General features: G+C 30.3%; 27 protein-coding genes. 3 read left to right on the top strand and 24 right to left on the bottom strand.

Going from position 1 to position 25,853, the window contains the following annotated elements; genetic code table 11:
• Positions 1–4: 4 nt before the first annotated feature.
• Positions 5–775, top strand: coding sequence for a hypothetical protein (locus B4H69_RS04640; protein WP_180904583.1), 771 nt, complete (start codon positions 5–7; stop codon positions 773–775).
• Positions 776–1,067: 292 nt separating this feature from the next.
• Here B4H69_RS04640 and B4H69_RS04635 read toward each other — a convergent pair whose 3' ends face one another.
• The 8 genes from B4H69_RS04635 to B4H69_RS04600 form a co-directional block, all read right to left on the bottom strand.
• Positions 1,068–1,406 carry a cysteine-rich CWC family protein gene (locus tag B4H69_RS04635; protein WP_180904584.1) on the bottom strand — a complete coding sequence of 113 codons (339 nt, stop codon included), beginning with the start codon at positions 1,404–1,406 and terminating at the stop codon, positions 1,068–1,070.
• A 273-nt stretch (positions 1,407–1,679) separates the two neighbouring features.
• Positions 1,680–2,969, bottom strand: a complete 1,290-nt coding sequence (brnQ, locus tag B4H69_RS04630; RefSeq protein WP_180904585.1) for a branched-chain amino acid transport system II carrier protein — start codon at positions 2,967–2,969, stop codon at positions 1,680–1,682.
• Between the two features lie 221 nt (positions 2,970–3,190).
• The gene (locus tag B4H69_RS04625; protein ID WP_180904586.1) at positions 3,191–3,391 is read right to left on the bottom strand and encodes a hypothetical protein; all 201 of its coding nucleotides are present in this window, start codon (positions 3,389–3,391) and stop codon (positions 3,191–3,193) included.
• Between the two features lie 12 nt (positions 3,392–3,403).
• Complete coding sequence (locus B4H69_RS04620; protein ID WP_180904587.1) at positions 3,404–4,003, bottom strand: hypothetical protein; 600 nt, start codon at positions 4,001–4,003, stop codon at positions 3,404–3,406.
• Positions 3,985–5,388, bottom strand: coding sequence for a cell envelope integrity protein CreD (gene creD, locus B4H69_RS04615; RefSeq protein WP_180904588.1), 1,404 nt, complete (start codon positions 5,386–5,388; stop codon positions 3,985–3,987). The genes B4H69_RS04620 and creD overlap by 19 nt, the downstream gene beginning before the upstream one ends.
• Positions 5,389–5,452: 64 nt before the next feature.
• Positions 5,453–5,752 (bottom strand): winged helix-turn-helix domain-containing protein, encoded by a 300-nt coding sequence (locus tag B4H69_RS04610; protein ID WP_180904589.1) that lies wholly within the window; start codon positions 5,750–5,752, stop codon positions 5,453–5,455.
• A 9-nt stretch (positions 5,753–5,761) separates the two neighbouring features.
• Entirely contained in the window at positions 5,762–6,394 is a 633-nt protein-coding gene (locus B4H69_RS04605; RefSeq protein WP_291092912.1) for a hypothetical protein, read from the bottom strand.
• A 120-nt stretch (positions 6,395–6,514) separates the two neighbouring features.
• Positions 6,515–7,234 carry a 3-ketoacyl-ACP reductase gene (locus B4H69_RS04600; protein ID WP_180904591.1) on the bottom strand — a complete coding sequence of 240 codons (720 nt, stop codon included), beginning with the start codon at positions 7,232–7,234 and terminating at the stop codon, positions 6,515–6,517.
• A gap of 146 nt (positions 7,235–7,380) precedes the next feature.
• Between B4H69_RS04600 and B4H69_RS04595 the strand changes: the two genes are divergently transcribed.
• Complete coding sequence (locus B4H69_RS04595) at positions 7,381–7,650, top strand: DUF1294 domain-containing protein (protein WP_115000878.1); 270 nt, start codon at positions 7,381–7,383, stop codon at positions 7,648–7,650.
• Positions 7,651–7,655: 5 nt separating this feature from the next.
• Here B4H69_RS04595 and arfB read toward each other — a convergent pair whose 3' ends face one another.
• The 8 genes from arfB to B4H69_RS04555 all read right to left on the bottom strand — a co-directional run bounded on the left by arfB (position 7,656) and on the right by B4H69_RS04555 (position 16,973).
• Entirely contained in the window at positions 7,656–8,048 is a 393-nt protein-coding gene (gene arfB, locus B4H69_RS04590) for an alternative ribosome rescue aminoacyl-tRNA hydrolase ArfB (protein WP_291092909.1), read from the bottom strand.
• Positions 8,048–9,214 carry an MFS transporter gene (locus B4H69_RS04585; protein ID WP_291092906.1) on the bottom strand — a complete coding sequence of 389 codons (1,167 nt, stop codon included), beginning with the start codon at positions 9,212–9,214 and terminating at the stop codon, positions 8,048–8,050. The genes arfB and B4H69_RS04585 overlap by 1 nt, the downstream gene beginning before the upstream one ends.
• Before the next feature lie 16 nt (positions 9,215–9,230).
• Complete coding sequence (locus B4H69_RS04580; protein ID WP_180904594.1) at positions 9,231–10,184, bottom strand: aldo/keto reductase; 954 nt, start codon at positions 10,182–10,184, stop codon at positions 9,231–9,233.
• Positions 10,185–10,444: 260 nt separating this feature from the next.
• Positions 10,445–13,477: a sensor histidine kinase gene (locus tag B4H69_RS04575; protein WP_180904595.1), complete on the bottom strand. Its 3,033-nt coding sequence runs from the start codon at positions 13,475–13,477 to the stop codon at positions 10,445–10,447.
• Entirely contained in the window at positions 13,464–14,258 is a 795-nt protein-coding gene (locus B4H69_RS04570; protein WP_180904596.1) for a LytR/AlgR family response regulator transcription factor, read from the bottom strand. The genes B4H69_RS04575 and B4H69_RS04570 overlap by 14 nt, the downstream gene beginning before the upstream one ends.
• A gap of 79 nt (positions 14,259–14,337) precedes the next feature.
• Positions 14,338–15,492 carry an MFS transporter gene (locus tag B4H69_RS04565; protein WP_038331221.1) on the bottom strand — a complete coding sequence of 385 codons (1,155 nt, stop codon included), beginning with the start codon at positions 15,490–15,492 and terminating at the stop codon, positions 14,338–14,340.
• Positions 15,493–15,500: 8 nt separating this feature from the next.
• Positions 15,501–15,890: a VOC family protein gene (locus B4H69_RS04560; RefSeq protein WP_180904597.1), complete on the bottom strand. Its 390-nt coding sequence runs from the start codon at positions 15,888–15,890 to the stop codon at positions 15,501–15,503.
• A gap of 3 nt (positions 15,891–15,893) precedes the next feature.
• A complete protein-coding gene (locus B4H69_RS04555; RefSeq protein ID WP_180904598.1) occupies positions 15,894–16,973 on the bottom strand; it encodes an NADH:flavin oxidoreductase/NADH oxidase in 1,080 nt (359 codons plus the stop codon).
• Positions 16,974–17,271: 298 nt separating this feature from the next.
• On the opposite strand from B4H69_RS04555, the gene B4H69_RS04550 reads away from it, so the two are divergent.
• On the top strand, positions 17,272–18,606 hold the full coding sequence (locus B4H69_RS04550; protein WP_180904599.1) for an NAD(P)/FAD-dependent oxidoreductase: 1,335 nt from the start codon (positions 17,272–17,274) through the stop codon (positions 18,604–18,606).
• Positions 18,607–18,677: 71 nt separating this feature from the next.
• Here the strand turns inward: B4H69_RS04550 and B4H69_RS04545 are convergent, their stop codons facing one another.
• The 8 genes from B4H69_RS04545 to B4H69_RS04510 form a co-directional block, all read right to left on the bottom strand.
• A complete protein-coding gene (locus B4H69_RS04545; RefSeq protein WP_180904600.1) occupies positions 18,678–19,325 on the bottom strand; it encodes a hypothetical protein in 648 nt (215 codons plus the stop codon).
• A 142-nt stretch (positions 19,326–19,467) separates the two neighbouring features.
• On the bottom strand, positions 19,468–20,253 hold the full coding sequence (locus B4H69_RS04540) for a zinc ribbon domain-containing protein (protein ID WP_291092898.1): 786 nt from the start codon (positions 20,251–20,253) through the stop codon (positions 19,468–19,470).
• 2 nt (positions 20,254–20,255) lie between these two features.
• Positions 20,256–21,353 (bottom strand): Nif3-like dinuclear metal center hexameric protein, encoded by a 1,098-nt coding sequence (locus B4H69_RS04535; RefSeq protein ID WP_221627907.1) that lies wholly within the window; start codon positions 21,351–21,353, stop codon positions 20,256–20,258.
• Positions 21,350–21,838, bottom strand: a complete 489-nt coding sequence (locus tag B4H69_RS04530) for a GNAT family N-acetyltransferase (protein ID WP_180904602.1) — start codon at positions 21,836–21,838, stop codon at positions 21,350–21,352. The genes B4H69_RS04535 and B4H69_RS04530 overlap by 4 nt, the downstream gene beginning before the upstream one ends.
• Positions 21,810–22,841 (bottom strand): phosphotransferase enzyme family protein, encoded by a 1,032-nt coding sequence (locus B4H69_RS04525; RefSeq protein WP_291092894.1) that lies wholly within the window; start codon positions 22,839–22,841, stop codon positions 21,810–21,812. Before B4H69_RS04525 ends, B4H69_RS04530 begins: the two co-directional genes overlap by 29 nt.
• Before the next feature lie 6 nt (positions 22,842–22,847).
• The gene (locus tag B4H69_RS04520) at positions 22,848–23,768 is read right to left on the bottom strand and encodes a nucleotidyltransferase family protein (RefSeq protein WP_180904604.1); all 921 of its coding nucleotides are present in this window, start codon (positions 23,766–23,768) and stop codon (positions 22,848–22,850) included.
• Positions 23,758–25,128 carry a Gfo/Idh/MocA family protein gene (locus B4H69_RS04515; RefSeq protein WP_180904605.1) on the bottom strand — a complete coding sequence of 457 codons (1,371 nt, stop codon included), beginning with the start codon at positions 25,126–25,128 and terminating at the stop codon, positions 23,758–23,760. Before B4H69_RS04515 ends, B4H69_RS04520 begins: the two co-directional genes overlap by 11 nt.
• An 83-nt stretch (positions 25,129–25,211) precedes the next feature.
• A partial coding sequence (locus tag B4H69_RS04510) for a ChaN family lipoprotein (RefSeq protein WP_291092891.1) occupies positions 25,212–25,853 on the bottom strand: 642 nt, incomplete at its 5' end.

Genomic DNA, 25,853 nt, shown 5'->3' with positions numbered 1-25,853 from the left:
ACAAATGGAATTCAATGTTAGCAATGCTTTGAAACAATTAAATAATAATTATTCAGAAGATAAAGCGTCAGAAATTATCGAAAACTTATTGTATAATTCGACTGATTTTTCTGATGAAGACCATGAAATAATCAATCAATTGGGAGATAAATTTCTACGAATTGCTGCACAAATTTTTGTGGAAGATTTGGCGTATGATTTCAATACTTTGGTGAATTATTGGGAAGCTTTTATTGGACAATTAACAGAAGAGCAATCTCAAAACTTATTGAATTTCGCGATCGAACAGACGGATACAGAATTTGTAGAGGATTTTATTATTGGATACCGAAAATTTTATTCAAATCCGAAAGAAAGTATTACGTTTTTCAATAAACTGAATGAAGACGAATTTTACGAAATTAAATTCTTCAAAGCACGTTGTTACGAGGTTTTAGGAGAAAATGAAAAAGCTGTGGAAGCTTATAATAATTACTTAAATTCTGCACATTTCAAAAAAGAAGAAAATGCTGAACAAGCTGCTGTAAACGAGTTTTATATCAGTCATAGCATTGCGCCTTTGTTGGTGAGCATGAAAAAATATGATGAAGCCAAAGTTTATTTTGATCGTGTTTTAGGTAATATCGAATTTGAAGATTATTTAGCTAATTTTGAAGGTTCTAATCAACAAGAAATCAAAAGTTTCTTGGAGGATTATGTCACAACTTTGGAAGAAACTGACGATAAAAAAACTGCTGAAACAATTTCAAAAAAAATAATGCAATATTTTTCTTAGAATTACAACATTCGAAAATATAGTATTGATTTTTTATAGAATACTCATAAATAGGTAGATTTAATATTTTATTAACATTAATATAAATCCTATCTATCTGAGTATAAAAAAATAAATATTAATTTATTTATCAAATTAAGAAATTCACCTACCTTTGTACTATAAATAATTTATTCATAGTTGTTAAGGATAATGAAGTTGATTTTCTGAAGAAGAATATCCTTAATCAAATAGAGTTTTTTTTATAGTATTTTTAGGTTGGTTAGTGGTTCAATGCAAGTTGAACCATTTTTTATTTCTTATAACCATAAGCGCAATGTCTGCAACCATTTTTGCAACATTTTCCTTTCTGATAATGGAAAAATTCTGTAAAAACCCAATACCCGTTTTCGATATAATAATGTATATGAGGAACAAATTCCGAAGGCATTGTTGGATGTGGATATTGTTGATCTAGTTCTACAAAATAATTCAGTTTTTCTATACAAGAATTGCACAAACATTTGTAATTCGTCTTCTTTAAAAACTCTTTTATTTCGTCTTTTATAACAATTGTAGTACAAGCACAATTCGCAATGTCATCTACCTTACACTCCATTGTTTCGTTACAACGCGAACAATTTTCGATCATTTTTTCGGATTATTTATTTGATTTTTGAAAATACGAAAAATTCATAAACTTATCTTAAATCATCTCATTGAAATTCTCTATAACCATCATAAATAAATAGTTATAAATTAATTCTATCTAGACATAAAAGAAATCATTTAAGAATAATTGATTTAAAGTCAAAACTTTAAGAAATTTGTAAAAGAATAAAAGATAGACATTATCATTATTCAATTAGTGTTTTTATAGTAGTTTTGATTGGTTAAAATCCTCGGAATAATTTTCCGAGGATTTTTATTTTTTTAATCTATCAATCAGTAAACCAATCACAAAACCGATAATCGATGGAGCAATCCAACCTAAATCGTATTCGAAAAATGGAATTTTGTTCAGATTTTCTATTGTCGATTCATCTAACTTTCCTAATAATTTTAATAATCCTAAAATTGCAATGATTGTAGACGCAATTAATGCAAAAATATAAGGTGTTTTACTTTTAATTGTTTTTCCAAACAACACTATATAAATAACTAACGTGATTGTAATTGGATATACGAAAGCCAAAGGTGGATATGCAAAATTAATAATTTCGTCTACACCTTTTATCGATAAACCAAACGAAATTATTGTACATAAAACCACTAAAACAGTGTAGCTTACTTTCCCGTTTGTTAAACGTCCGAAAAATGTACCTACCGCTGATGTTAATGCGATTGAAGTGGTAAGACAAGCAAACGCCATACATAGAGCAATTGCAATTAAACCATATTGCCCTAATGTATTTCGAGAAATTTCTATTAATAATTCGGCACGAGAAATTTCTGGATTTGTGATTCCAGAAGTAGCTCCCAAATAAATCAATCCACCATAAACAAATAACAAACAAGTCGTAGACAATAATCCTGATATGATTACAATTTGAGATTTACTTTTGGTATCTGTATATCCTTTATCTCGTGCAGCTGAAATAATAATTCCTGCAAATATAACAGAAGCTAAAACATCTAATGTTTGATAACCTTCTATAAAACCTTTCGAAAAAGATTGCATCATCGTTAAATCTGAAGGCAAAAAGTCAGCAGTTGGATGTATAATTCCGATTATAATTAACAATGCCAATAAAATCAACAAAACTGGAGTTAAATAATTCCCGATAACATCTACAACCTTTGATGGACGAATCGCTAAACCTAATGTTATAACGAAAAAAATTAATGATCCCCATATTGGATCTAATGTTGGAAAAAATGGCTTTAATCCCACTTCGAATGTTGTTGCCGCAGTACGTGGAATCGCAATTAACGGTCCAATACAAATCATAATAATTGTACCTAAAATAGCCGCCAAATGTTTGTTTACACGATGCCCTAAATCATTAAAATTATCACCCGAAAAAACAACAGATAAAATTCCAGTAAATGGCAATAAAATTCCAGTTAATCCAAATGCAATCATTGCTACAAAATAATGAGAGCCTACTTCCAATCCAATTAATGGAGGTAATAGAAGATTTCCTGCTCCAAAAAACATTGCAAACAACGCAAATCCAAGCGTTAAAATATTGGATAACTTTTTACTTTTCATATATTTAATAATTCTAACTGTTCTAAAAAAATGGTTTGCAAATTACTACAATTGCATTTTGAAGCCCTAAACTTAGTAGAATTATTCGATAAACACACTGCTTATTTACAAATTTGACAGTTTTGAATAATAATTTTTATATTTATTAAAATTTAAACTTCATAAATTATGAATGTTTTAATCATCGATATCATCAAATCTCAACTCATTTGAAATTTTATCTAAAGAGGCAATTCGTCTTTGTAAAATAGATTGATTGAAATATAAACAATCGCTAAAACATAAAAAATAATAGAATAATTAGCTGTTTTCTTATTAAAATATTTTTTTACAACACCATAAATAATGTAACCTATAATAATCAAAAATACAATGTTCGTTACTAAAATAAATAAGATGATAATTCCGAAGTAAACATTCATAATAGAAAATTATTAAGCTTTTAATTTTAAAATTTTTGCGATAATATTTATGAGATAAATATTAAACATCATAAAACAGATTGATATTGAAGGATATCCGAAAACGGCGAAAAGTATTATAATCAAACTAAAAAATAGCATTAAAACAACCGCTAAAAAAATCGAAAAATAATTTAGATAACTAAAACCTATCGTTTCTTCATCATCAAAATTAGTGTAGAATATTGCAGCAAAAAAATTGACTATAACTAAAAGAAACAATAAATAACCTAAAAACGGCAAATAAAAACTTAAATCATGAAATCCACGAATAATTGTTTCATCCAAAACAAAAGCCGCTGAAATACAAAGCCATGTAATGTTAGTCCAAGCAAATATTTGTCCAGAATTGGAGAAAATTTTTCCTAAAAACAACTCCGAAATCTTATCAATTTTCAAATAAAATGACATTGCAAATAAGCAAATCACAAGCTCTAAAATAAAAATAGAAAAGCTGAAAATTGTATCATTATTTTTAACCACAATATCCGTAAAGGAAATTGCCATCAGTACAAGACCGATGACAAAAATCCCTAAAAATAAGTGTGCAAATGTTATTTTGTTTTGTTCCATTCGATGTTTTTTGAATAGTACATTAAGATTGCAACAATGATAAACAACCCTATACTTCCTACTAATAACGCGTGTTCTTTGAGTTGTAAAACACTGTAAATAAATGTGTATAATAAGATTAACATTAATGTAATTTTGAATGCTAAACCAAATGATTTTAGGAGAGAATTAACGAAAAATGTTATCAATAAAATGGTTGCACCAGATGAAATAAAGTAAGCAATATCAAATCCTAAATATTCTGACAACGATAACAATAATACAAAATTGACACAGATTGCAAATCCAACTAAGGCATATTGTACCAAATGAATATTAAAATTATTTCGACTTTCTATAAAGAAAAACGCTACAAACGTTAATCCAATGAACAAAATTGCATATTTTGTCGAACGATATGTTTTGTCATAATGATCATTCATTTGTAAAAAATTAACGCCAAAACTATAATCAGAAAAGTTAGAAGCGTCCTGCCAAATCTGTCCTTGCAAAGGATTTTGTTGATAAATAGACCATTTTACATTGGTTTTTCCATTCTTTGTTTCGGGATCAGAATTAGGTAAAAAATTTCCATCATATTTCAAATCTTTCCAATTTGTAGTCAAATCAACTTTTGTATTAATCGCCGATGGAATGATATTTAACATTTGCGAACCTTTCATTACCAAGTTAATCGAAACTTGATTAAAATCGAATGTAGAAGGATCAATTTTTTGAGACATCATTTGCACAGGCATCACCTTTTTAATGGCACTCGCTTGTTCCGAATATTCTCCATTTTCTGCTCTAACTTCTGGTTGAATATCAATTGTAGAAGTCGAATTATCCATATTCAACGGAAAATTTTTGCCGTTAGATTGTACAATCACTTTGTTCTCATATCCTTTAGAATCAGAGATTCCGAAAACAATTTTAGTCGAAACTATATTTTCTGCACTTACCTCCATTTCTGCAAGCATATCGCTATAATTCTTAAATTTCGAATTGATATTTAGCTTAGAATTGTAAACAACAGCTTCATAAATACTACGACTTTTTAACTGCGTATCTATCGTTCCATCGATATTCAAATCATTTGCAGAAATATACTTTTTCACTTGTTGTTTCACAACTTTTCCTTGCCCGTCATTTACATTTTCCATGTAAATAACCTCGATAAAAGGACCATAAATTGTCTGTTTTCCACTCCACTTATCAGAAATTTCGGTAATTACCTTGTCCTTGTTTCCTTGACGTTCTTCTATTAAATTTAATATGAACGGAATCGGAATTAAAAGTCCTAAAACTAAAAGGCATACCAAAAATCCTTTTATCATTGTTTTGTTTTGTGAATAAACTGATTGATTTTCAGTTTGATATTCATTTTCTAAATCATTGTGTTCCATAAGTTTGAATTTTAATTTTATTTTAAAAAGTACTTTGTTTTTCAAAGTTTAAATGCAAAAAAAATTATTTTATATTCTTTATTAATTTTTCAAGATAGTTCAAATGCTCCTGAAAAGCTTGTTTTCCAAGTGCTGTTATCGAATAAGTTGTATTCGTTTTACGACCTATAAATCCTTTGTGCACAGTAATATAATCGTTTTCTTCTAGGTTTTTTAAGTGTGAAGCCAAGTTACCATCAGTCAAATCCAAAAAGTCTTTCAAATCCTTAAAAGAAATTTCTTCATTCATGATCAAAGCACTCATAATTCCTACACGAATACGATTATCAAAGACTTTGTTTAATTTATTAAGATTAAAATCCATGTTGCAAATTTAAGCTTTGTAATCATATTTTCGCACCATCCAAACTCCAAAAATCAAATGCAAAAGACCGAAACCGATAAACCAAAATAATAAACCATTGAAAATAAAATAGAAAGCCAATAATCCTAAAAATATTTCACACATTGCCAAATATTTTATCTCAACAATCGTATCACGTTCCACCGTATAAAGCGCCAAACCGTAAAATAAAAGCGTTGCTGGAGCTACATAAGCAAAACTAAAATTATTGATAAAGATTAAACTTACTAATCCTCCAACGATTAAAACAAAAAGAAATTTACGCAATATTCGTTTTGTAACTGGATTTATAAATTTAACGCCGTCTTTTGCCGATTTTTTAGTCATAAAAAAGAAACCTCCAATACAAGCAATTATTAAAGTTACAATTCCTAAAATGAATAATTTAATCTCTAAATTTTTCAATAAAATAGGCGTCAATGTTCCTCTGTAATTTACTTGAAGCGCATCTTGTAAAATCAAAACATAAGCGATAAAAGCAGAAATCATTCCCACTACTCCAACCCAAACACCGCTCCATCCACTAATGCTTGTGAATTTTGAGGTGCGTTGCATCATCGATTTGATTTCGTTTAAACTTTCTACAGGATTATTTGTGCTCATATCAAAAGTACTTTGTAATTCAAAGTTAATATAAAAAATGATTCTACAAAATATTTTTTCAAAAAAAAATCCAATTTCTAAATGAAATTGGATTTTAAAATATAATGAATCAAATTATTCTTAAGGATTTGTAGACCACAAAGATGCTGATGCCAACATTGCACGTTTATCTAGTTTTAATAAATCGACAATTAATTGAGCAAAATCCTCTGGTTGTAACACTTTTTCTGGATCTCCGTCTGTGATTTTCAATACATCTTTTGACATTTCAGATGCAATTGTACTTGGAGTTAAGGTCGTAACTCGAATGTTTTTCTTTCTTAATTCGAACATCAACGATTCTGATAAACCTATCAATCCCGCTTTTGATGCTGAATAAGCAGAAGTAACTGCGTTTCCTTTTAATCCAGCCGTAGACGAAACATTAATAATATCACCGCTTCCTAATTCTACCATCGAAGGAATTACAGCTTTAGAAACATAATATGGTCCGAATAAATTTGTTCTTACAATCTCTTCCCAATCATTTTCTGGCATTTCCAAAAAACTTCCGAAAGCCGCTATACCAGCATTATTAATCAAAATATCAAACGCTCCAAAACTCTCAATTAAACGCTCAAGTTGCATTTTCACTTCAACTTTTTCGGCTACATTAAAAATGGAATAATCCGCTTTTACACCAAAACTTTTAATCTCTTCTACAGTTTCTTCTAATGTTTTTGTATTTCGTCCTGTCACAGCTACATTAACACCTTCTTTAGCCAATGCCAAAGCAACAGCTTTTCCTAAACCTCTACTACCTCCTGTGACTAATGCATTTTTTCCTTTTAAATCTTGCATAATTATTTTATAATTAGAATTTTACAATTTATTTTTTGAAGATTTTTTATAATTTTGAAGTACAAAGATAAACAACATAGATTTCTAGTGAAAATATTTTTTATCTACTTAATTATAAGTATTTTTATTCCTTAATTACACACTGAATGGATAAATATTTATTTTTTACTCTACTCCTTATCAACGTCCTCTCTTTTTTTTTATTCAAAATAGATAAAAAAAATTCAATTATTGGTAAAAGGCGTATTTCCGAGTTAGCACTTTGTTTTGTGACTTTGATTGGCGGGACAATAGGTTCTCTTATGTCAATGCAGATTTATCGTCATAAAACAAGAAAAAAGTCTTTTATTTTTAAAATAGTAATGATTATAGCAATACAATGTAGTATATTAATTTTTTTAGTTGATCGAATTTAATTGTTCTAAAATTTAAACCTACGAGCATCTTTTTTCTCAGCTTGTTGTTTCTTTTGATTCAATCTTTTTTGTTGAGAAGCTTTCGTAGGTTTAGTCTTTTTTCTAAACTTTGGAATAATCAATGCTTTTTCGACCAATTCTAACATTTTCTTTGTTGCAGATTCTCTATTGTCCAATTGAGAACGAGATTCTTGTGAATTGATTTGTAGAAATCCTTCTGAATTAATCTTATTTTTTAGCTTTTCTGTAATTAATGCTTTTTCTTCCTCCGAAAAAAACAGAGAAGATTCAATATTCCATTTTGCTAAAACCATTGTTTCAACTTTGTTTACATTTTGTCCTCCAGCTCCACTACTTCGTGCTGTTTTATATGTTATTTCAGAAGAAAAGTCTTTCATCACTTATTATTTTTATTGAATAAAATATGAGAAATCAAACAAATTAAAGTAAAAAATACGCCAACAGCAACCACTCCATTCCACTGAAATTTATCCCATGCATTTGCAGCAATAAATGTTCCTAAAGATCCACCAATAAAATAGCTCGTCATATAAACCGTATTCACTCGATTTCCTGCTTTAGCATCTAATCCAAAAATAATGGTTTGATTGGAAACGTGCATCGCTTGCAAACCTAAATCGATTAAAATTACGCCTACAATTAATCCCCAATATGTATAACCAAATTCATAGAAAAATCCCCAAGAAATTAACATAATGATGATGGAGTAAAGGATAATTTTTGAGGTCGACAAAACTTTTGAAACTCTACCAACTAACGCTGCTGCCAATGCTCCTACTGCACCAATTAATCCAAATGCTCCAGCGACATCGCTTCCAACAAAAAAAGGTGCTTCTTCTAAGTGAAAAACCAATGTTGTCCAAAATGCACTAAATGCTGCAAAACCTGTAGCTCCGCGAAAAGAAGCTAATCTTAATTGTGGTTGAGTCTTTACTAAATCTACAATCGATTTCATCAAATTACCATAAGTTCCTTTGAAATTTGGCTGTATTTCTGGTAAAAATATATAGATGAATATCCATAGTACAAACATTAAAATTGCACCTATCAAATAAACTTCTCTCCATCCTAAATATTCGCCAATAAAGCCACTAAAAACGCGAGAAAGTAGAATACCAACAAGCAAACCACTCATAACCATTCCGACAGCTTGTGCTTTTTTTTGAGGTTCTGCTAATTCAGATGCCATTGGCACAAAAACTTGCGGAATAACTGAGGTGAAACCGATTAGAAAACTTAATGAAAAAAGCCAACTTACGGATGGTGCGAAATACATTCCCAAAAGAGCTGCAATTATAAAAACAAAATCGATTAAAATCATTCGTTTTCGTTTCAATAAATCTCCTAAAGGAATAATAAATAACAATCCACACGCATAACCTATTTGTGTTAGCATTGCAATATTAGATACTTTACTTTCGGAAACATTAAAGTCTTTTGCAATTAATGACAATAAGGGCTGATTGTAATAATTATTCGCCACAACCAAACCACTTCCAATAATCATTATCCATAAAATGATTGGAGTTAATCTGGGTTTCATTTGTAAATTTTCCATTCTAATATTCGCTTGCTTCGGTCAAAAGTTTCACATCATCATGAGATAATTGTACATTTACTGCTTCTACAAAAGCATCAAGATGTTGTTCCTTAGTTGCACTCGCAATAGGAGCTACAACTGTTTTCTGATCCATTAACCAAGCCAAAGCAACTGCCGAATAAGAAATATTATATCGTGTAGAAATAGTTTGTAAAGCGTCCAAAATTTTAAATCCTCTTTCGTTCAAATATTTTTTGATTCCTTGCCCGCGCAAACTTTGTTGTAAATCTTCTTCAGTTTTATATTTACCTGATAAAAAACCACTCGCTAAACTGTAATAAGGAATAACAGCTAAATTATATTTCTCTGCAACAGGCTGCAAAAATTCTTCAAAATGCTGACGATCATACAAATTATATTCAGGTTGTAAAGTTTTGTATTGCGGTAAATTGTAAAGTTCTGATTTATCCAACGATTCAATCAATCGTTCTGAAGAAAAATTAGACGCACCAATATATCTCACTTTCCCTTCTTTTATCAATTGATTATAAGCCGATAAAGTTTCTTCAACAGGTGTATTTATATCATCATAATGTGTTTGATACAAGTCGATATAATCTGTTTGTAAACGGATAAGTGATTCTTCTACTTCTTTTAAGATATGAGCTTTTGTAGTATTTGGCTTATCTTGAATCATATTTCGTCCACCAACTTTCGTTGCCAAAACGATTTGATCTCTCACTCCTCTCGATTTTAACCAATTTCCAATAATTCTCTCAGATTCTGTTCCGACATTGCCTTCAATCCAATACGAATAGTTATTTGCAGTGTCTATCGCATTAAATCCTCTATCCAAAAATCCATCTAAAATTCGAAAAGATTCTTCTTCATTCAATGTCCAACCAAAAACATTTCCTCCGAAAAAAATTGGTTTTATCTCTAAATCTGTATTTCCTAATTGTACATTTTTCATGGGTATAAAGATAAAAAAAAGCTACTTTGCAGTAGCTTCTTGTTGTAAAATTTTTTGACTCACACGTCGAAAAATGTAACTTTTAAGATACTTTATGGTGTCTTCATAGGTTTAGAAAACAAAGCATCAAAGTTTAATACTTAGTTTGAAATCGATACTGCAAATATATATACTGAATAATATCTATCATTAAAATAGAGTTTAGATTTCGTTAATTCACGTTTCAGCAAGGTGAATTGTAAATTTATTCAGGTGAAATTTTAATCAACTTTCAAAATCATTCGAACTTTTGTTCCTTTTTCATGAAAATCTATAAAAATATTTTCTTCAATATTATGATTAAGCAATCGTAAACGCTCATTAATTATTTTAAGTGCTTTCGAATCGTGAGTTTTATTTTGCGTAATTTGTGTTGTATTTCCCTTTCCATTATCTTCAATAATTATTTCTAAATAATCACTTTTTAATCTAATAATCAATTTGATAATCGGTTGTAAATGATTTTGATCAAATGCGTGAACAAAAGAATTTTCGATAATTGGCTGAATCAACATTGGCGGAATTTTGATACGATAAATATCCAATTGGCTATCAATTTGAACATCAAATTCTATTTTATTTTTCCATCTAAAATTCTCAACTTCAACATATAATTTCAAGAAATCAATTTCGTCTTTCAAACTAATTTCATCTTTTGTTGAAAGATTTAACATCTGACGAATCAAGTGAGAAAAACGTCCCAACGAATTTAACGCATTATCAATATCATTATCCAAAATATAAAACTGAATAGAATTCAACACATTGAAAATAAAATGCGGATTCATTTGCGATTGTAAGGCTGTTAACTTCGTTTCGGTTAATTGTCGCTCTAATTGCAAACGTTGATTTTCTTGTGTATTTTTCTCATTTAATTGACTAATTTTTAATTGATTAAATTTATTTAACGTCTTGATTTTATTTGTATTATAACGATAAATAATTAATCCTAAAGTTAAGACTGACAACAAAATAAAATAAATGTTCAAGTAAAAAGGTTCGTCAACATTCAACGAAACCAAATCAATAATTTGTTTTTGTCCGTTGCTTGTATCTGTTATTTCTAATTGAATACGATATTTACCATATGGTATATTCCGCAAATAAATAGATGGGTTATAAAAATACTCGTTCCACTTTTCATCAGGATTTACACGATATCTGTACTTATAACTTTGAGCGAAATTTGCATCAACCACAGCAAAATTTAGTGTAATATTGTTCTCATTATTTTTTAAATTCAAATCTTTATCAATCAAATCAAACCACATAAATTTATCTATCCCAAAAGATTCATCATTAATTTTAAAACTTGTAATAATAATCTCTTTCGACTGATTTTTTTGCTTTAATAAATTCTCAAGATTTAACTTATAATATCCATTTTCAACACCAATTGTAGCCGTTTTTCCGTCAAAAATAGAAGAATGTATATCCTTATTCACAAAACCTTGTTCATTGCCAATCATATATGTTTTACCATTATTGAAAACGAGTAAATTACGATTGGTTCCGATTAAAATTGAGTTCCCAAAAATGTCAATTGAACTAATATTTTCTCCACCAATTTCACGAATATTAATTACTTTTTTTGTGATTAATTCATCTCCTTTTATCTCTAAAATATAAACTTTCGCAAATTCTGTTGCAACCAACAACTGATTATCTCCAACGCATTTTATCATTTTAATTTTAGATTCTTTAAACTGATTATTTTGCAAATACGAAATAAAATTTTCATTTTCATACTTGAATAATCCATCTAAAGAAGATCCAAAAAATACAGCTTTTTTATTTTGACAAATCGAAACAACATCTTTCGGTACATTGGCTTGTGCAGCAGAATATGAGTGATATTTTAGGTTATTCAAATCATCAAAAACTAAAATTCCACCAAAAGGATTTGTCTGAATAAATTGATTATTAAAATACGTAAATTGACTTGTTCGATTAGGTAAATAATCTTTGAATTCTCCATTAAAATCTAACTCGAAAAGTCCTAAATTAGTTGCTATAATGAATGAATTGTGACGGATAATCATTTTATAAAAACGAAGGTTTTTTTCTTTCAAATCAAAATCTATTTCATAAAAATCTTTATTCGATTGACTTAAAAAATCTTTGAATTTTGACTTATTTCGAAGCATATATTGATAAAAAGCATCTCTCTTTATCTGCTTATTAAATACATTGTTCTCCTGAAAATAAAGACCTTCTGGCGTTAAAAAATATTGTGTATTTTCAACTTTTAGAATTTCAATGACTTTTTTATTATCAATCGTAGAAAAATCTAAAAAATGATTAAAATGAACTTCAAAAAGTCCTTTATCAGCACTTCCTACATAAATTAAATCATCCGTTTTACTACTAAAAACTCGATATGGATAATCCGAAGTGATTTTAAAATTTTCTGTTTGATCTGTTATTTTATTATTCTTTAACTCCGCAACCATACCATTTCCCGCACCCGTTTCGTAACCAGCTAATAAAAGAGAATGACGTTTATCTGAAATGTTGTGATTTCTAAAAACTGGAAAATCATACGTTTTAAAATTCAATTTTTTATTCAAGAAATCGTTTATCGGAATAACATTAAGACCTTTAGACGATGACAAATACAAATCATTATTATACAAAAAACTATAATTAATTCGATTGAAAGGATTGACCAACTTCAACTTATCACGATGAACTTCATAAACACCATGATCGATTGTTGCAACATAAACTTTATTTTGATATTCGAAAAAAGACACCGCTTCGAACACAATATTGTTATTTTTTTCGAAAGAAGGATTGTAAATTTTCTTTGATTTTGTATCAATAATCGAAACGCCTCCTTGCGCAGCAACATATATTAAATCATCTAAATAAAATAAATTTCGAACGCGATCCGAAACCAACCCTTTCGCTGTATTAATTTGTTCAAAACGTTGACCTGTAAATTTCAATATTCCTTGTCCATAACTTCCAAACCAAACATTATGCTGTCTATCTTCTATTATTGTCCAAACATTATTGTATTGTACTTTCTCGAAGCGTTTCATCATTTTGAAATTATCCATGTCTTTCACAAACACGCCAAAACGAGTTCCAACCCATAAAATTTTTCGAGAATCTTTGTAGACACTCAAAATCTCATTGGCAGGCAAACCATTTTCGTACGTGTATTGTTTTGTCAAAACATATTGCGCAGAAAGTTGATGAGAGCAAAGAAATAAAAGAAGTAAAAAAATGAAGTTACGCAACCACATTCGATAAAATTTTATACCCCAAAGAAGTCACAGGCAGATTTGATTCGCCGTCTTTTGGATGACAATTAAGAATCAATAAATTGTTTCGTTTATCAAATTTTTTAGCAAAATTAATATTGACTAAATATGATCTATTAACACGAAAAAAATTGGTTTGATCAATCAAGTTTTCTACCTCTTTCAGCGTTTTAGTTACCATGTACGCCTCTTTTTCGGTAAAAATTGTACAATAACTATCATCCGCTTTGCAGTAAATAATATCTTCAATTTTCAGTACCAAAACCTCTGTTATAGATGGAATAAAAATAATTCCATGTTCATTTTTGAAAACATCTTTCAGATTATCAGTTTCTACCTCATCTTCAAAATCATCTGCAATATTGATAATCTCTTTCGAGGTTTTTGTTTGATTTTGACGTTCTACAAAACGATTCAATAATACTTTAAGGTCAGAAATTGAAATAGGTTTCATCAAATATCCCAAACATCCCCATTGATTTACGGCTTCTAAAATATAGTCTGAATGAGCTGTTGTAAAAATGACATCAAACGTAATATCATCAAAATAATCAAATAATTTAAACCCAAATTCCTCTGGCATCTGAATATCCAAAAAAACTATATCTGGTTGATTTTCCTTAATTTTTTCAACACCTTCTTTTACAGAATTCGCAGTATCAATGGAAACAAAAAAATCTGGCAAAGCATGTTGAATAATTTTCTTTAACCCTTGTTGAGCAAAGTGTTCATCGTCTATAATAAGAGCTTTGTAATGATTCATTTGAGTTTAATTTGTACAAATATAAACTAAAAAAGGATGCTCCGTAGAACATCCTTTGATTATGATTGAAGTAATATTTTTAAACTCTTTTCGATTTTAATTGTAAAAAGATTGCTGCAATTATTGATCCGACCGAAGCCATAATAAAGCCAACCCACAATTGTGAATTAAATCCTAATCCCATTGCAATCGGAATTCCTCCTAAAAATGCACCTAAAGCATTTCCGATATTAAAACTTGCTTGACCAGCCGCTGCGGCTAAAGTTTCAGATCCTTTTCCATTATTAATCAACATCATTTGAATTGGGGAACCAATTGTAAACGCAATTAATCCTGTAATAAACGACATGATATAAGCCATTATTTGTATATGAGAAGTGAAATAAACAATCACTAAACAAACCGCCATCGACGCAAAAGAGATGATTGCAGCTTTATTTGGTGACATGGTATCTGCCAATTTTCCACCTATAAAATTACCGACAAACATTCCTAAACCAATCAAAGTCATAATTATTGGAACTTTTGTTTTAGGTAAATCTGCCACATTTGTCATTAATGGAGAAATGTAACTTATCCACGCAAATAATCCTGAAGTTCCAATAGAAATCATCACAATTAATACCCAAGCTTCCCATTTTTTGAAAAAACTTAATTGTTCTACTAAACTTCCTTTGTTTGTATTTTTAAGATTCGGAACCCAAAGAGAAATCGCTAACATCGTGATTAATCCTAAACTTGCAATAATCCCAAATGTTAATCGCCACGAAAAAACTTGTCCTAATTTTGTTCCTAATGGAACACCGACCAAATTCGCAAACGTTAATCCTGCAAACATAATCGAAATAGCTTGCGCTTCTTTTCCTTTTGTTGCTAATTGTGCTGCCACAACAGATCCTACTCCAAAAAACGCTCCGTGAGGCAAACCAGACATAAAACGAGCAATTAATAAGGTATTGTAACTTGGTGCAATAACAAAAAGTGAGTTAAAAATAGTAAACAATAACATAAAAAAGATCAATACTTTTTTTGGCGAATATTTACTTGTAGCCATAATCAATGTTGGAGCTCCAACCATTACGCCCATTGCGTACATTGATATAAAATTCCCTGCTGTTGGAATTGAAATATTCAAATCTTTTGCAAAATCTTCTAAAACTCCCATCATCGAAAATTCCGTCATTCCGATGGCTAAACCTCCCATTGCTAAGGCAAGTAAACTCTTTTTTACCATTTATTCTTCTATTCTTCGTATAATTCTATCGGCAAACCATCGGGATCTTCAAAAAAAGTGAACTTCTTTTGCGTGTATTCATCCACACGAATTGGCTCTACCGTTACATTCAACTGCGTTAGTTTTTCTACTTCATTTTCTATATTTCCCACAGCAAAAGCAATATGTCTCAATCCAGAAGCTTCTGGTCGAGAAACACGTTTTGGGGGATTAGGAAAAGAAAATAATTCGATGCAGTAATAATTTTGCAAAGCTAAATCTAATTTATAAGAATCACGTTCTTTTCTATAAACTTCTTGCACAATTTCGAAACCTAAAATTTCTGTGTAAAAATGTTTTGATTTTTGATAATCTGAACAAATAATTGCAATATGATGGATTTTTTTTAATGCTAACATGGTTTATGCGTAATGATTATTTTTTGCTCTTTCATATTGTGGCAACCACTTAATATCTTCTTCTAACTCTTTTGCAGCACACAATGCAAAATATGGATCACGTAATAATTCTCTTCCTAAAAATATTAAATCAGCTTCATTATTTTGAAGAATTTCTTCGGCTTGTTTTGGTTCAAAAATTAATCCAACAGCTCCAGTAATTATTTCAACTTGATTTTTAATTTCATTTGCGAATGGGACTTGATAATTTTTTTTGACATCAATTTTTTGATGACTCACTCCACCTCCAGACGAAACATCAATCACTTCTACTCCATTTTGTTTTAATATTTTACACAATTCAATTGTTTCATCTAAATTCCAACCATTTTCTGCCCAATCCGAAGCTGACAAACGAATCCAAAGTGATTGAGTTGTAATATATTTTTGCATTTCTTCAACAATTTCCAACACAAAACGAATTCTATTCTCGAAACTTCCACCATATTCATCTGTTCTATTATTGATTAAAGGCGAAAGAAATTGATGAACCAAATAACCATGCGCACCATGAATTTCTAAAATTTCAAAACCAGCTTTTATAGCACGATCCGTTGCTTTTCCCCATTCTTTTACAACATCTTTAATTTCAGAAATTGTTAATTGATGTGGAATTTCATCCGATTCATTAAAAGGTAAATTAGAACTCGAAACTGTTTTCCAGCCATTTTTTTCGTCAGATTTTATTTGATTGTGTCCCAACCAAGGTTTTTCTGTACTTGCTTTTCTTCCTGCATGCGCTAACTGAATCCCAGGAACGCAATTGTATTTTTTGATTTCGGAAGTTAATTTTTGATACGCTTCGATATGTTCATCTTTCCAAATTCCTAAATCACCATACGAAATTCGACCTTCTGCAACAACTGCTGTTGCTTCTTGTATAATTGCCGAAACATTGCCCACAGCACGCGAAACATAATGCTGAAAATGCCAATCATTTGGAAAACCATCTTCCGAAGAATATTGGCACATTGGCGACATAATAATTCTATTTTTTAATGAAATAGATTCATTTATATTGATTGATTCAAATAATTTGCTCATTACTTGTTTTTTTTGACTTGATTAATTTGGAATAAAATTCGTGAATTTGATTGATTTCTTAAAATGATTCAGCTTAAAAATTGTTTAAATTTTAATCTTTCATAAAAATTAAAAAAGCTTGAAAACACGTAAAATCACAAATAATTTTAACAATTTATTTAAAACTGACAAAAAACATGAATTTAAAAAAATCTAATAATCAATCCGATATCATAGTAAATATCTAAGGTTCAGAATAATTTTTAATAAATCTTTCATTGTTTCTTAGTTTGTTCGTAATTTTACAAAAAAGTGAATTTTGGAAAAGAAAAAGATTGTCATTTTAGGTGCTGGATTTGCCGGACTTAAATTAGCCCGTAAATTAAATAATAACCCACACTTTTCTGTTACACTTATTGACCGTTATAACTATCATCAATTTCAACCTCTTTTTTATCAGGTTGCTACAGCAGGAATTAACGCTAGTGATATTTCATTTCCAATACGAAAAGTATTTCAAGGAAGTAAAAATGTCAGCGTACGATTAGCTGAAGTAACAGCAATAAAAAAAGAAGCTAATATTGTTGAAACCACAATCGGAGATTTTTCTTACGATTATTTGGTTATTGCCATGGGATGTACCACAAATTTCTTTGGTAATAAACAAATTGAGGAATTATCATTCCCAATGAAATCCACAAACGAAGCTTTAACGCTAAAAAACAGATTGTTAACAAATTTTGAAAGTGCTTATTCTGCTGAGTCAGAAGAAGAATTAGAAGAAATTTTAAACATTGTTGTTGTTGGTGGAGGACCAACTGGAGTAGAACTTTCTGGTGCAATTGCACACATGAAAAAACACATTCTACCAAAAGATTATCCAGATTTAGATTTCTCTAAATTGAATATTTATTTGATTGAAGGAAGTCCTAATTTATTAGGACCTATGTCTGATTTAGCTCATAAAAAGTCTCACGAATATTTGACAAATATGGGAGTGCATATTTGGACAGAAGGACGAGTTACAGATTATGATGGAAAAACTATTTCCTTAGCTGACGGACGCACAATCAAAACAAAAAATTTAATTTGGTCTGCTGGTGTTACAGGAAACATTCCTGAAGGAGCTGTTTCTCAGGAAGAGTTACAAAGAGGTAACCGTTTTAAGGTAGATCGTACAAGTAAAATTATTGGAACTGATAACATATATGCTATTGGTGATATTTCTTGTATGGAAACACCTAAATACCCTCATGGACATCCTCAATTAGCACGCGTTGCTGGGGATCAAGCTATGAATTTAGCCAAAAATTTCAATAAAATTGGACAAGGTTTATCGGAAGATAAATTAGCTTTATTTGAATATCAAGATCCAGGCTCTATGGCTACAATAGGAAAACATAAAGCTGTTGTTGACTTACCTAAATTCTCTTTCTCTGGGCGTTTAGCATGGTTTACATGGATGTTCTTACACTTAATGTTAATCTTGACCGTTCGCAACAAACTGGCAATTTTCTTCAATTGGGCTCAAAATTATTTTACAAATGATTCATCATTACGTATTATTGTTCGTCCAACGAAAAAAGATTTTAGATTTAATTTGAAAGGTTATCGCCGTTTTCCAAAAAATCGTGATAAAGAAATAGAAGCTTAATCAAAAAAGTATATCAATAAAAAACTCCGCTAAAAATTTAGCGGAGTTTTTTGTATTTATAAATTGAAATTTTATTTTCTTGCAGAAGGTGTTCTCACTCCTGTTTTTACTCTTTCTGTTGATGCAGATTTTGCACTTACAGCATCTTTTGCAGATTTGCTGTATAATTGGATAAAATCAAATAATCCATCAAAATCACCAGTTAATGTTTTACCATTCGAAACTCTTAACGCAAAGTTTGTAGACAATAAACTTCTGTTATAAGGGTCAAAATAATTTTTTAAGTTAATTGAACCAGAAGAAAAATCTGTGTCTAACAAAGCAAACGTCCCTGAATTAAGAACTGGCACATAATTTTGCATAATAGGATCTTCGTAATATTCTATATAATCCAATCCTCTATCATTATTTTCTGTTACGTAAGTTCCATTAAAATTTAAATCACCTCTTTGGAAAATTTCTAAATACAAATAAGCTCCATTTAATTTACCATTTTTAGGAACTGGATTTGTAGATAATTCTACACTATAATAAAATCCGCCATCAGCCTTTTTGATATCTGCAACAACTGCATTTCGAAGCGGAAATGATACACCATCATAATTGATTTGTCCAACATTTACAATCTCAGGTTCATAATAGCCATCATCATTATTTACACAAGATGTTAAAGAGATAGATGAGACAGCTAACATTGCTAAAAATATAATTTTTTTCATAATTTCTAAATTTTCAAACTAATTATAATTGCGGTAATACAAATAGCGTGCTAAAAAATAACAATAACTAGTTTTAGCATAAAAAAAGTGTTACACAATCGTGTAACACTTTGATATTAAATAAAATATTTTTTAACAGAAATTACCCTTTGATAACGATTTCCATTTTTTCTTGCTCTTCTAAAGCCAATTCCAAATCAACTAAGATACGTCCTGAATGTTCGTCAGCGATAATTTTTTTACGTTGAGCGATATCCATTTGTCTTTGTGGTGGAATTGTAAAGAAAGATCCCGCAGAAGCTCCACGTTGTACAGGAACAACAGCTAAACCATTTTTCACAGAATTTCTGATACGGCTGTAAGCGTCTAACAATCTTTGTTCGATTTTAGCAGAATATTCAGAAGATAATTTTAATAAATTACTTTCTTCTTTTTCTGTATCTTTTACAATTGTATCCAACTCAGCTTGTTTGTGAGATAAATGCTCTTTCATTGAATCTAATTTTGTATTAAATTCTTCAACTTGTGCATTTTTTTGAGAAATTTTAACTGTAAACTCACGAATACGTTTTTCAGATAACTCAATTTCCAAACCTTGATACTCAACTTCTTTCGCTAAAGCATCAAATTCTCTATTGTTACGTACGTTATCTTGTTGTTTCGTGTATTTTTTAATTAAAGCTTCAGCATTTTTGATTGCTTCTTTCTTCAATTTAATTTCTTCATCCAAACCTTTAGTTTCGTCAACTATTTTTTGGATTCTCGTTTCTAATTGTGCAACATCGTCGCTCAAATCGTCAACTTCTAAAGGTAATTCACCTCTTGTGTTTCTGATTTCATCTAAACGTGAATCAATTAATTGCAAGTCGTATAATGCGCGAAGTTTTTCTTCTACGCTTAGTTCTTTGATATTTTTTGTTTCAGACATAGTTAACAATAATTAACAGGATTGGTATTAATTCCAGAATTAAAGACCACAAAATTAGTAAATTTTTCTTTAAGATACGAAGTTATTAAGTTTTTTGTAAACTGTTCCGATTCAAAATGTCCAATATCTGCCAAAACAAGCTTATTTTCAGCTGTAAAAAAATCGTGATATTTCAAATCAGCCGTGATATAAACGTCCGCTCCAGCCGAAATTGCATTTTTTATTCCAAATGCGCCAGAACCTCCAAGTACAGCAACCTTCTTTATTTTTTTGTTTAATAATTTGGAATGACGAATAACGGGTGTATTCATTTGAGTTTTCAGATAATTGAAAAAATCGAGTTCCTCCATTTCATTTTCCAACTCTCCAATCATTCCAATTCCAATATAATTGTTTTGATTATTCAACGAAATAACAGAATACGCAACCTCTTCGTACGGATGATTTTTGAACAAAGCATTCATCACTTCACCTTCCAAATGTTCTGGAACTACAACTTCTATTCGCGTTTCGTTTACTGTTTCCAATTTCCCAATCTCACCAATAAAAGGATTCGCACCAACAATTGGTCGAAAATTTCCTTTACCTTCTATCGCAAAACCGCACGAATCATAATTCCCAATTTTCCCTGCACCAACTTCATACAACGCAGATTTCAATTGCTCAGCATGTTCTGTTGGAACATAAGTAATCAATTGTTTGATGGTTTGCGATTTCGGAATAAGAATTTTAGTATTCAATAAAGCTAATTGTTCAGAAATTTTGAAATTAACACCAACTTTCGAATTATCTAAAGCCGTATGCGTTGCATAAATATTAATTCCATTTTTGATTGCTGTCATCACTGCTTTTTCAACATAATTTTTTCCGTTAAATTTCTTTAAACCAGAAAAAATAATTGGATGAAAACTCACAATCAAATTACAATTTTTCTCAATCGCTTCTTCCACAACTTCTGGGGTTGTGTCCAACGTTACCAAGATTCCTGTTACCTCATCATTGTAATCACCAACTAGCAATCCAACATTGTCAAAATCTTCTGCATACGCCAAAGGCGCTATTTCTTCCATCGCCAAAGCGACATCTTTTACTCGTATCATTTCTCTTTTAAAAGCAATTTTTCTGTAGGCAAATCATTTTCGATGCCTTTCCAATACGATTCAAAATTAAACTTTTCTAACAACTTTCTCGAAGCAACATTATCAGGATCGATAACAGCCATTACTTGCAAATCTGGAAATTTTTCTTTTGATTCTGCTAATAAATGTTCACAAATCATTGATCCAAAACCTTTTCTCCAAAATTCTTTTTTCAATAAATAACCTATTTCAAGTGAATTTTCGATGTGTTTGTTGTAAACCAATTTACAATCACCTAAAAGATTATCATTTTCATCATAAACTTTGAAAAAACCTAAATTTTCATCAACTTCTCCTTTTTCTAAAATTGAAGTGAATTTATGATTTGCTTGCTCTTCATTCAAACCTTTGCCAGAAATGTATTTCATCACTTCGTCGTCCTGAACAAGTTTAAAAAAGTTATTAAAATCTGTAGGTTTATATTTTTCGAACCGAATTTTCTTCATGAAATTTTGTTAATGCTTTTAATAAATTGATTTGATTAATCGTACGATTTAGATTTTGTTTTGGATAAGAAATCGAATAATAAATATCGTTTTCTAAATAATCTGCCAAAAATCTAACCGCTTGAATATAAATCACAATATACGCAACAAAATCCATATTATCAAGCTCGACAGGCGTCAACACATTTTTCAGGTGTTCTTGAAAACCTTTTTTAACAGCCAAATAATAATCTGCCGAAAAACCATTTTCTCCATTTGGATCGTCTTCAGCTTTCAGGTTTGCGTATGTACGAATCATATCTCCAAAATAGCACAAAATATTCCCTGGCATTATTGTATCCCAGTCTATCACAGCGATTGCTTGCGAATGATTATCATTATTAAATAAGAAATTACTGATTTTCGCATCAGCATGAACGACACGCTTTGGGAAATCTATTTCTAAATACTTTTCAACTTGATACAGATTATCCAAAATATAAGCAACTTCTTCTTTCGTTTCTTCTAAACGCTCTGTTGAAGCATTTTTCAATGCATTTTTGAAATCATTTACACGTTTATGATAATCTAAAAACCCGACAATCGAAGGATGAATTTCATCAACATTAAAATCTAACAAATACGAATGAAATTCGCTAATTGTTTTCGCCGCTTCGTATGCTTGTTCCGCAGATTCCACTTTCTCAAAACAAATAGAATTTGGAATAAAAGAAGTCATTCTCCAAATTTCTCCATCTTCTTTTGCTAATAAATTTCCTTGCAAATCTTTTACAATTTCGATTACCGAATTTTGATAATTCTTTGCTTTTAGATGACGAGAAATGATGTCAATATTGTTCGAAATTACTTCTGGTTGAGGAAAAACGTGCGTGTTTATTTTTTGTAAAATATATTTTTTTCCCTCATACCCAACTTCATAAGTAGAATTAATCCAACCAGAACTGATTGGATTAATACTAACTTGATCTATATTTTCGAAATAATGTTTTAATATTTTCTCCATTATAATTTATGTCCAAAGTGAATTTGGATATTTTTGATCATTGATTAAATTGTGAATAGAATTTACTACAACTTCTCTGTCTTCTGGATAAGTCATTCCGAACCAATTGTCATCCGATTTTTCTACAATCACTTCCAATTGATCTTCTTTGATCATATCATTTACAACTTTCGGCAAGAAAAATTCTGCTTTCAATTGAGAAGCATTTTCGTGAAGAAATTCCTCAAATTTATCTTCTAATTTTCTAAAAATAGAAGGATGTAAAACGAAGAAATTCATCGATACAGTCGTATCTCCATCTAATGGTAAAACGTTATTATCTTCTTCGAAAACAATTTCTCCATTCTCGTTAGAATAGATATTTGTACGCTCTACTACATTCTCCAAATGACCGTTAGTTACTGTACAAACTCCGCGAGAAACAGAACCATTTTCGCTAATCGTATTGGCCAATTTGTACGCAACCATACCATAAGTATTTGCTGTAATTTTTTCGTTTTGAACCAATTCATTTGCTTTCTCAAATGCTTTACGACCATAAAAATCGTCTGCATTAATCACAATAAATGGATTATTTAAATGATTTTTTGTAATCATTAAAGCATGTCCCGTTCCCCAAGGTTTTTCTCTTTTTTCTATTGTATCGTAAATTCCTCTCGGAACAGAAGTATACGTTGTTTGGAGAACAAACTCAGCTGAACCTCCATTTTTTTCAATTAAATTTTGAAAATATTTTTTGGTTTCAACATCAAGTTGATCATTAATAATGAATACAAAATGTTTTATTCCGCAAGAAAAAGCATCGAAAATTGAATATTCCATCAACGTTTCTTTACTTGGTCCAATTGGATCAATTTGTTTTTGTCCTTTGTAGCGGCTTCCCATTCCACCTGCTAAAATGACTAATGATAAGGTTTTAGATTCCATAATCTTCTGTACCAAAAACTGGTTTTCTTGTTTTATATTTTCCTCTTGTAAAATCTGGCATTTCTTGAGAAGCACCATTTCCTTCGATAGATTTTTCACTTAATGGTGTTACTGCATACCAAGTTGCTAAATCGTATACATCGAATGGGAATTCTTTGTTTGCTTTAATACACTCGATAAAATCATTCATTAAGAAGAAATCCATTCCTCCGTGTCCTGCTCCTTCTGCTTGAGTTTCGTATTTTTTCCAATATGGGTGATCGTAAGTTTTTAAATGATCTTCTGAACTCGCCCATTTGTGAGAATGTTTCATTTCATCTTCGAAATAAATGAAACCTTGACTAAATCCTCCAGAACCGATATCTTGCCAAATACCATCAGTTCCTTGAATACGGAAACCTAAGTTATATGGACGCTGTAAAGATGTATCATGTGTTAATAGGATTGTTTCTCCGTTCTCACATTTTAACATTGTTTGAACAATATCTCCTTGTTTAAATTTAACCTTTGCATTTGGATGATCTGCACCTCCATTCTTCACGATATAATCAGTTAAACCTGCTTGTTGAGAAGCCATAGAAGTTAAGTGTGTAATTCTATTTCCACGGTTAACATCCATCATTGTACCAATTGGTCCTAAACCATGCGTTGGATATAATTCTGCATTACGTTTTACATAATGATTTGTACGCCAAGCAGCTTCAGAGAAACCTTTGTCTCCAAATTCAACTCCACCACCATAAGGTTGTTTACCATCATTGAATAATACATTTCTTAAATCGTGTTGGTAACCACCTTGTCCATGAACAATTTGACCAAACATTCCTTTACGAACCATATTCATTATAGCCATCACATCGCGACGGTAACAAACATTCTCCATCATAAATACAGGAACTTTGGTTTTTTCATAGGTATCTACGTAATCCCAACATTCTTGCAAATTCATTGCTCCACACACTTCTAAACCAACAATTTTACCAGCATTCATTGCTGCAATTGTTTGCTCAGCATGAAACTCCCATGGCGTAGCTATAATTACAGCATGAATTTTCTTATTCTTATATAATTTTTTATATCCATCTAAACCTTTAAAATACTCTACAGGTTTTTTCTTGTATTTCGCAAAAATTTTGTTCGAACGATCAATCATTCGTTGATCTGGTTCAGCGATCCCAACGACTTCTACATCATTTCTTTTTAACAATTCATCTAAATGTACCTGTCCTCTCATTCCACAGCCAACAATTCCTACTCTCACTTTATCAATTTTTGATGAAAAATCAAATAATGAATCTGGTGATACTAATGCTACCGTAGATGCTGCAGCAGTCGATTTAATAAAATTTCTTCTGTCCATAGTTGTATTTAATTGTTTGCTTTATTTTTTAAAAATGCAAAATATGAAAAAAAATCAATAAAACTTTCTGCTTATCAGTAAAATTAGTAGGTTTTAGGCGAATCCTTAGGAATTACTATAATAAATTCTGTCGTAGTAACATTTTCGTTTTTTGATTTAATTGCAGATAATTTTTCATTTAAATCTTCACTTTCTAGAATTTCAATTACAGCGATTTTGAGCTCAGGTCGAAAATATTTCAAATACCAATAAATTCCGCCATAATTTTTAGAATGATAATCACCATTGTAATGAATAAATAGATTATTTTTCTTCAAATTATTCAAAATTGATTCTGACATAGTAGCATCCTTTGTAGCTTGTGCTGCAACAAACTGTTTTGCCTTCACTCCAGCGTGATCTCCCATCATTCTTATCATTTCAGGATAACCAGGCGCATCATAATCTATGGTAATAGGAAGTTTCGCAATATAAGCTTTCTCATTGTTAGAAATAGTATCCAAAGATTCAAGCCCATTCTTAGCAACATACGAAGCATATTTGCGCGTTACATTAGTCGCTATAAAATCTAAATTCTTCTCTTTTGCAAAATCTACAAGCGGTTTATAATCTGTTTTGTAATTATTCCAAAGCTTTGTACTCTTTTGAAATTCTTCATCCGTCGTTTTACCTTTCAAATAATTCGTTAAATCATTTTGTTGATGACGCTCGAACATTTCTGCTCC

This window comes from Empedobacter sp. UBA6745 (assembly GCF_002453775.1).
Lineage (GTDB): Bacteria > Bacteroidota > Bacteroidia > Flavobacteriales > Weeksellaceae > Empedobacter > Empedobacter falsenii_C.
Note: the sequence above shows the minus strand (reverse complement) of the source record. Positions and strands in the feature narration are given on the sequence as shown.

Coding starts and splice junctions, on each gene's coding strand:
- B4H69_RS04625 (WP_180904586.1), bottom strand. CDS start 3,391: ATGAATGTTTACTTCGGAATTATCATCTTATTTATTTTAGTAACGAAC.
- arfB (WP_291092909.1), bottom strand. CDS start 8,048: ATGAAAGACTTTTCTTCTGAAATAACATATAAAACAGCACGAAGTAGT.
- B4H69_RS04540 (WP_291092898.1), bottom strand. CDS start 20,253: ATGTCTGAAACAAAAAATATCAAAGAACTAAGCGTAGAAGAAAAACTT.
- B4H69_RS04585 (WP_291092906.1), bottom strand. CDS start 9,214: ATGAAACCCAGATTAACTCCAATCATTTTATGGATAATGATTATTGGA.
- B4H69_RS04570 (WP_180904596.1), bottom strand. CDS start 14,258: ATGAATCATTACAAAGCTCTTATTATAGACGATGAACACTTTGCTCAA.
- creD (WP_180904588.1), bottom strand. CDS start 5,388: ATGGAACACAATGATTTAGAAAATGAATATCAAACTGAAAATCAATCA.
- B4H69_RS04525 (WP_291092894.1), bottom strand. CDS start 22,841: ATGGAGAAAATATTAAAACATTATTTCGAAAATATAGATCAAGTTAGT.
- B4H69_RS04635 (WP_180904584.1), bottom strand. CDS start 1,406: ATGATCGAAAATTGTTCGCGTTGTAACGAAACAATGGAGTGTAAGGTA.
- B4H69_RS04515 (WP_180904605.1), bottom strand. CDS start 25,128: ATGGACAGAAGAAATTTTATTAAATCGACTGCTGCAGCATCTACGGTA.
- B4H69_RS04560 (WP_180904597.1), bottom strand. CDS start 15,890: ATGTTAGCATTAAAAAAAATCCATCATATTGCAATTATTTGTTCAGAT.
- B4H69_RS04620 (WP_180904587.1), bottom strand. CDS start 4,003: ATGGAACAAAACAAAATAACATTTGCACACTTATTTTTAGGGATTTTT.
- B4H69_RS04580 (WP_180904594.1), bottom strand. CDS start 10,184: ATGAAAAATGTACAATTAGGAAATACAGATTTAGAGATAAAACCAATT.
- B4H69_RS04535 (WP_221627907.1), bottom strand. CDS start 21,353: ATGATACGAGTAAAAGATGTCGCTTTGGCGATGGAAGAAATAGCGCCT.
- B4H69_RS04610 (WP_180904589.1), bottom strand. CDS start 5,752: ATGGATTTTAATCTTAATAAATTAAACAAAGTCTTTGATAATCGTATT.
- B4H69_RS04565 (WP_038331221.1), bottom strand. CDS start 15,492: ATGGTAAAAAAGAGTTTACTTGCCTTAGCAATGGGAGGTTTAGCCATC.
- B4H69_RS04520 (WP_180904604.1), bottom strand. CDS start 23,768: ATGGAATCTAAAACCTTATCATTAGTCATTTTAGCAGGTGGAATGGGA.
- B4H69_RS04545 (WP_180904600.1), bottom strand. CDS start 19,325: ATGAAAAAAATTATATTTTTAGCAATGTTAGCTGTCTCATCTATCTCT.
- B4H69_RS04605 (WP_291092912.1), bottom strand. CDS start 6,394: ATGAGCACAAATAATCCTGTAGAAAGTTTAAACGAAATCAAATCGATG.
- B4H69_RS04595 (WP_115000878.1), top strand. CDS start 7,381: ATGGATAAATATTTATTTTTTACTCTACTCCTTATCAACGTCCTCTCT.
- B4H69_RS04530 (WP_180904602.1), bottom strand. CDS start 21,838: ATGAAGAAAATTCGGTTCGAAAAATATAAACCTACAGATTTTAATAAC.
- B4H69_RS04640 (WP_180904583.1), top strand. CDS start 5: ATGGAATTCAATGTTAGCAATGCTTTGAAACAATTAAATAATAATTAT.
- B4H69_RS04555 (WP_180904598.1), bottom strand. CDS start 16,973: ATGAGCAAATTATTTGAATCAATCAATATAAATGAATCTATTTCATTA.
- B4H69_RS04600 (WP_180904591.1), bottom strand. CDS start 7,234: ATGCAAGATTTAAAAGGAAAAAATGCATTAGTCACAGGAGGTAGTAGA.
- B4H69_RS04575 (WP_180904595.1), bottom strand. CDS start 13,477: ATGTGGTTGCGTAACTTCATTTTTTTACTTCTTTTATTTCTTTGCTCT.
- brnQ (WP_180904585.1), bottom strand. CDS start 2,969: ATGAAAAGTAAAAAGTTATCCAATATTTTAACGCTTGGATTTGCGTTG.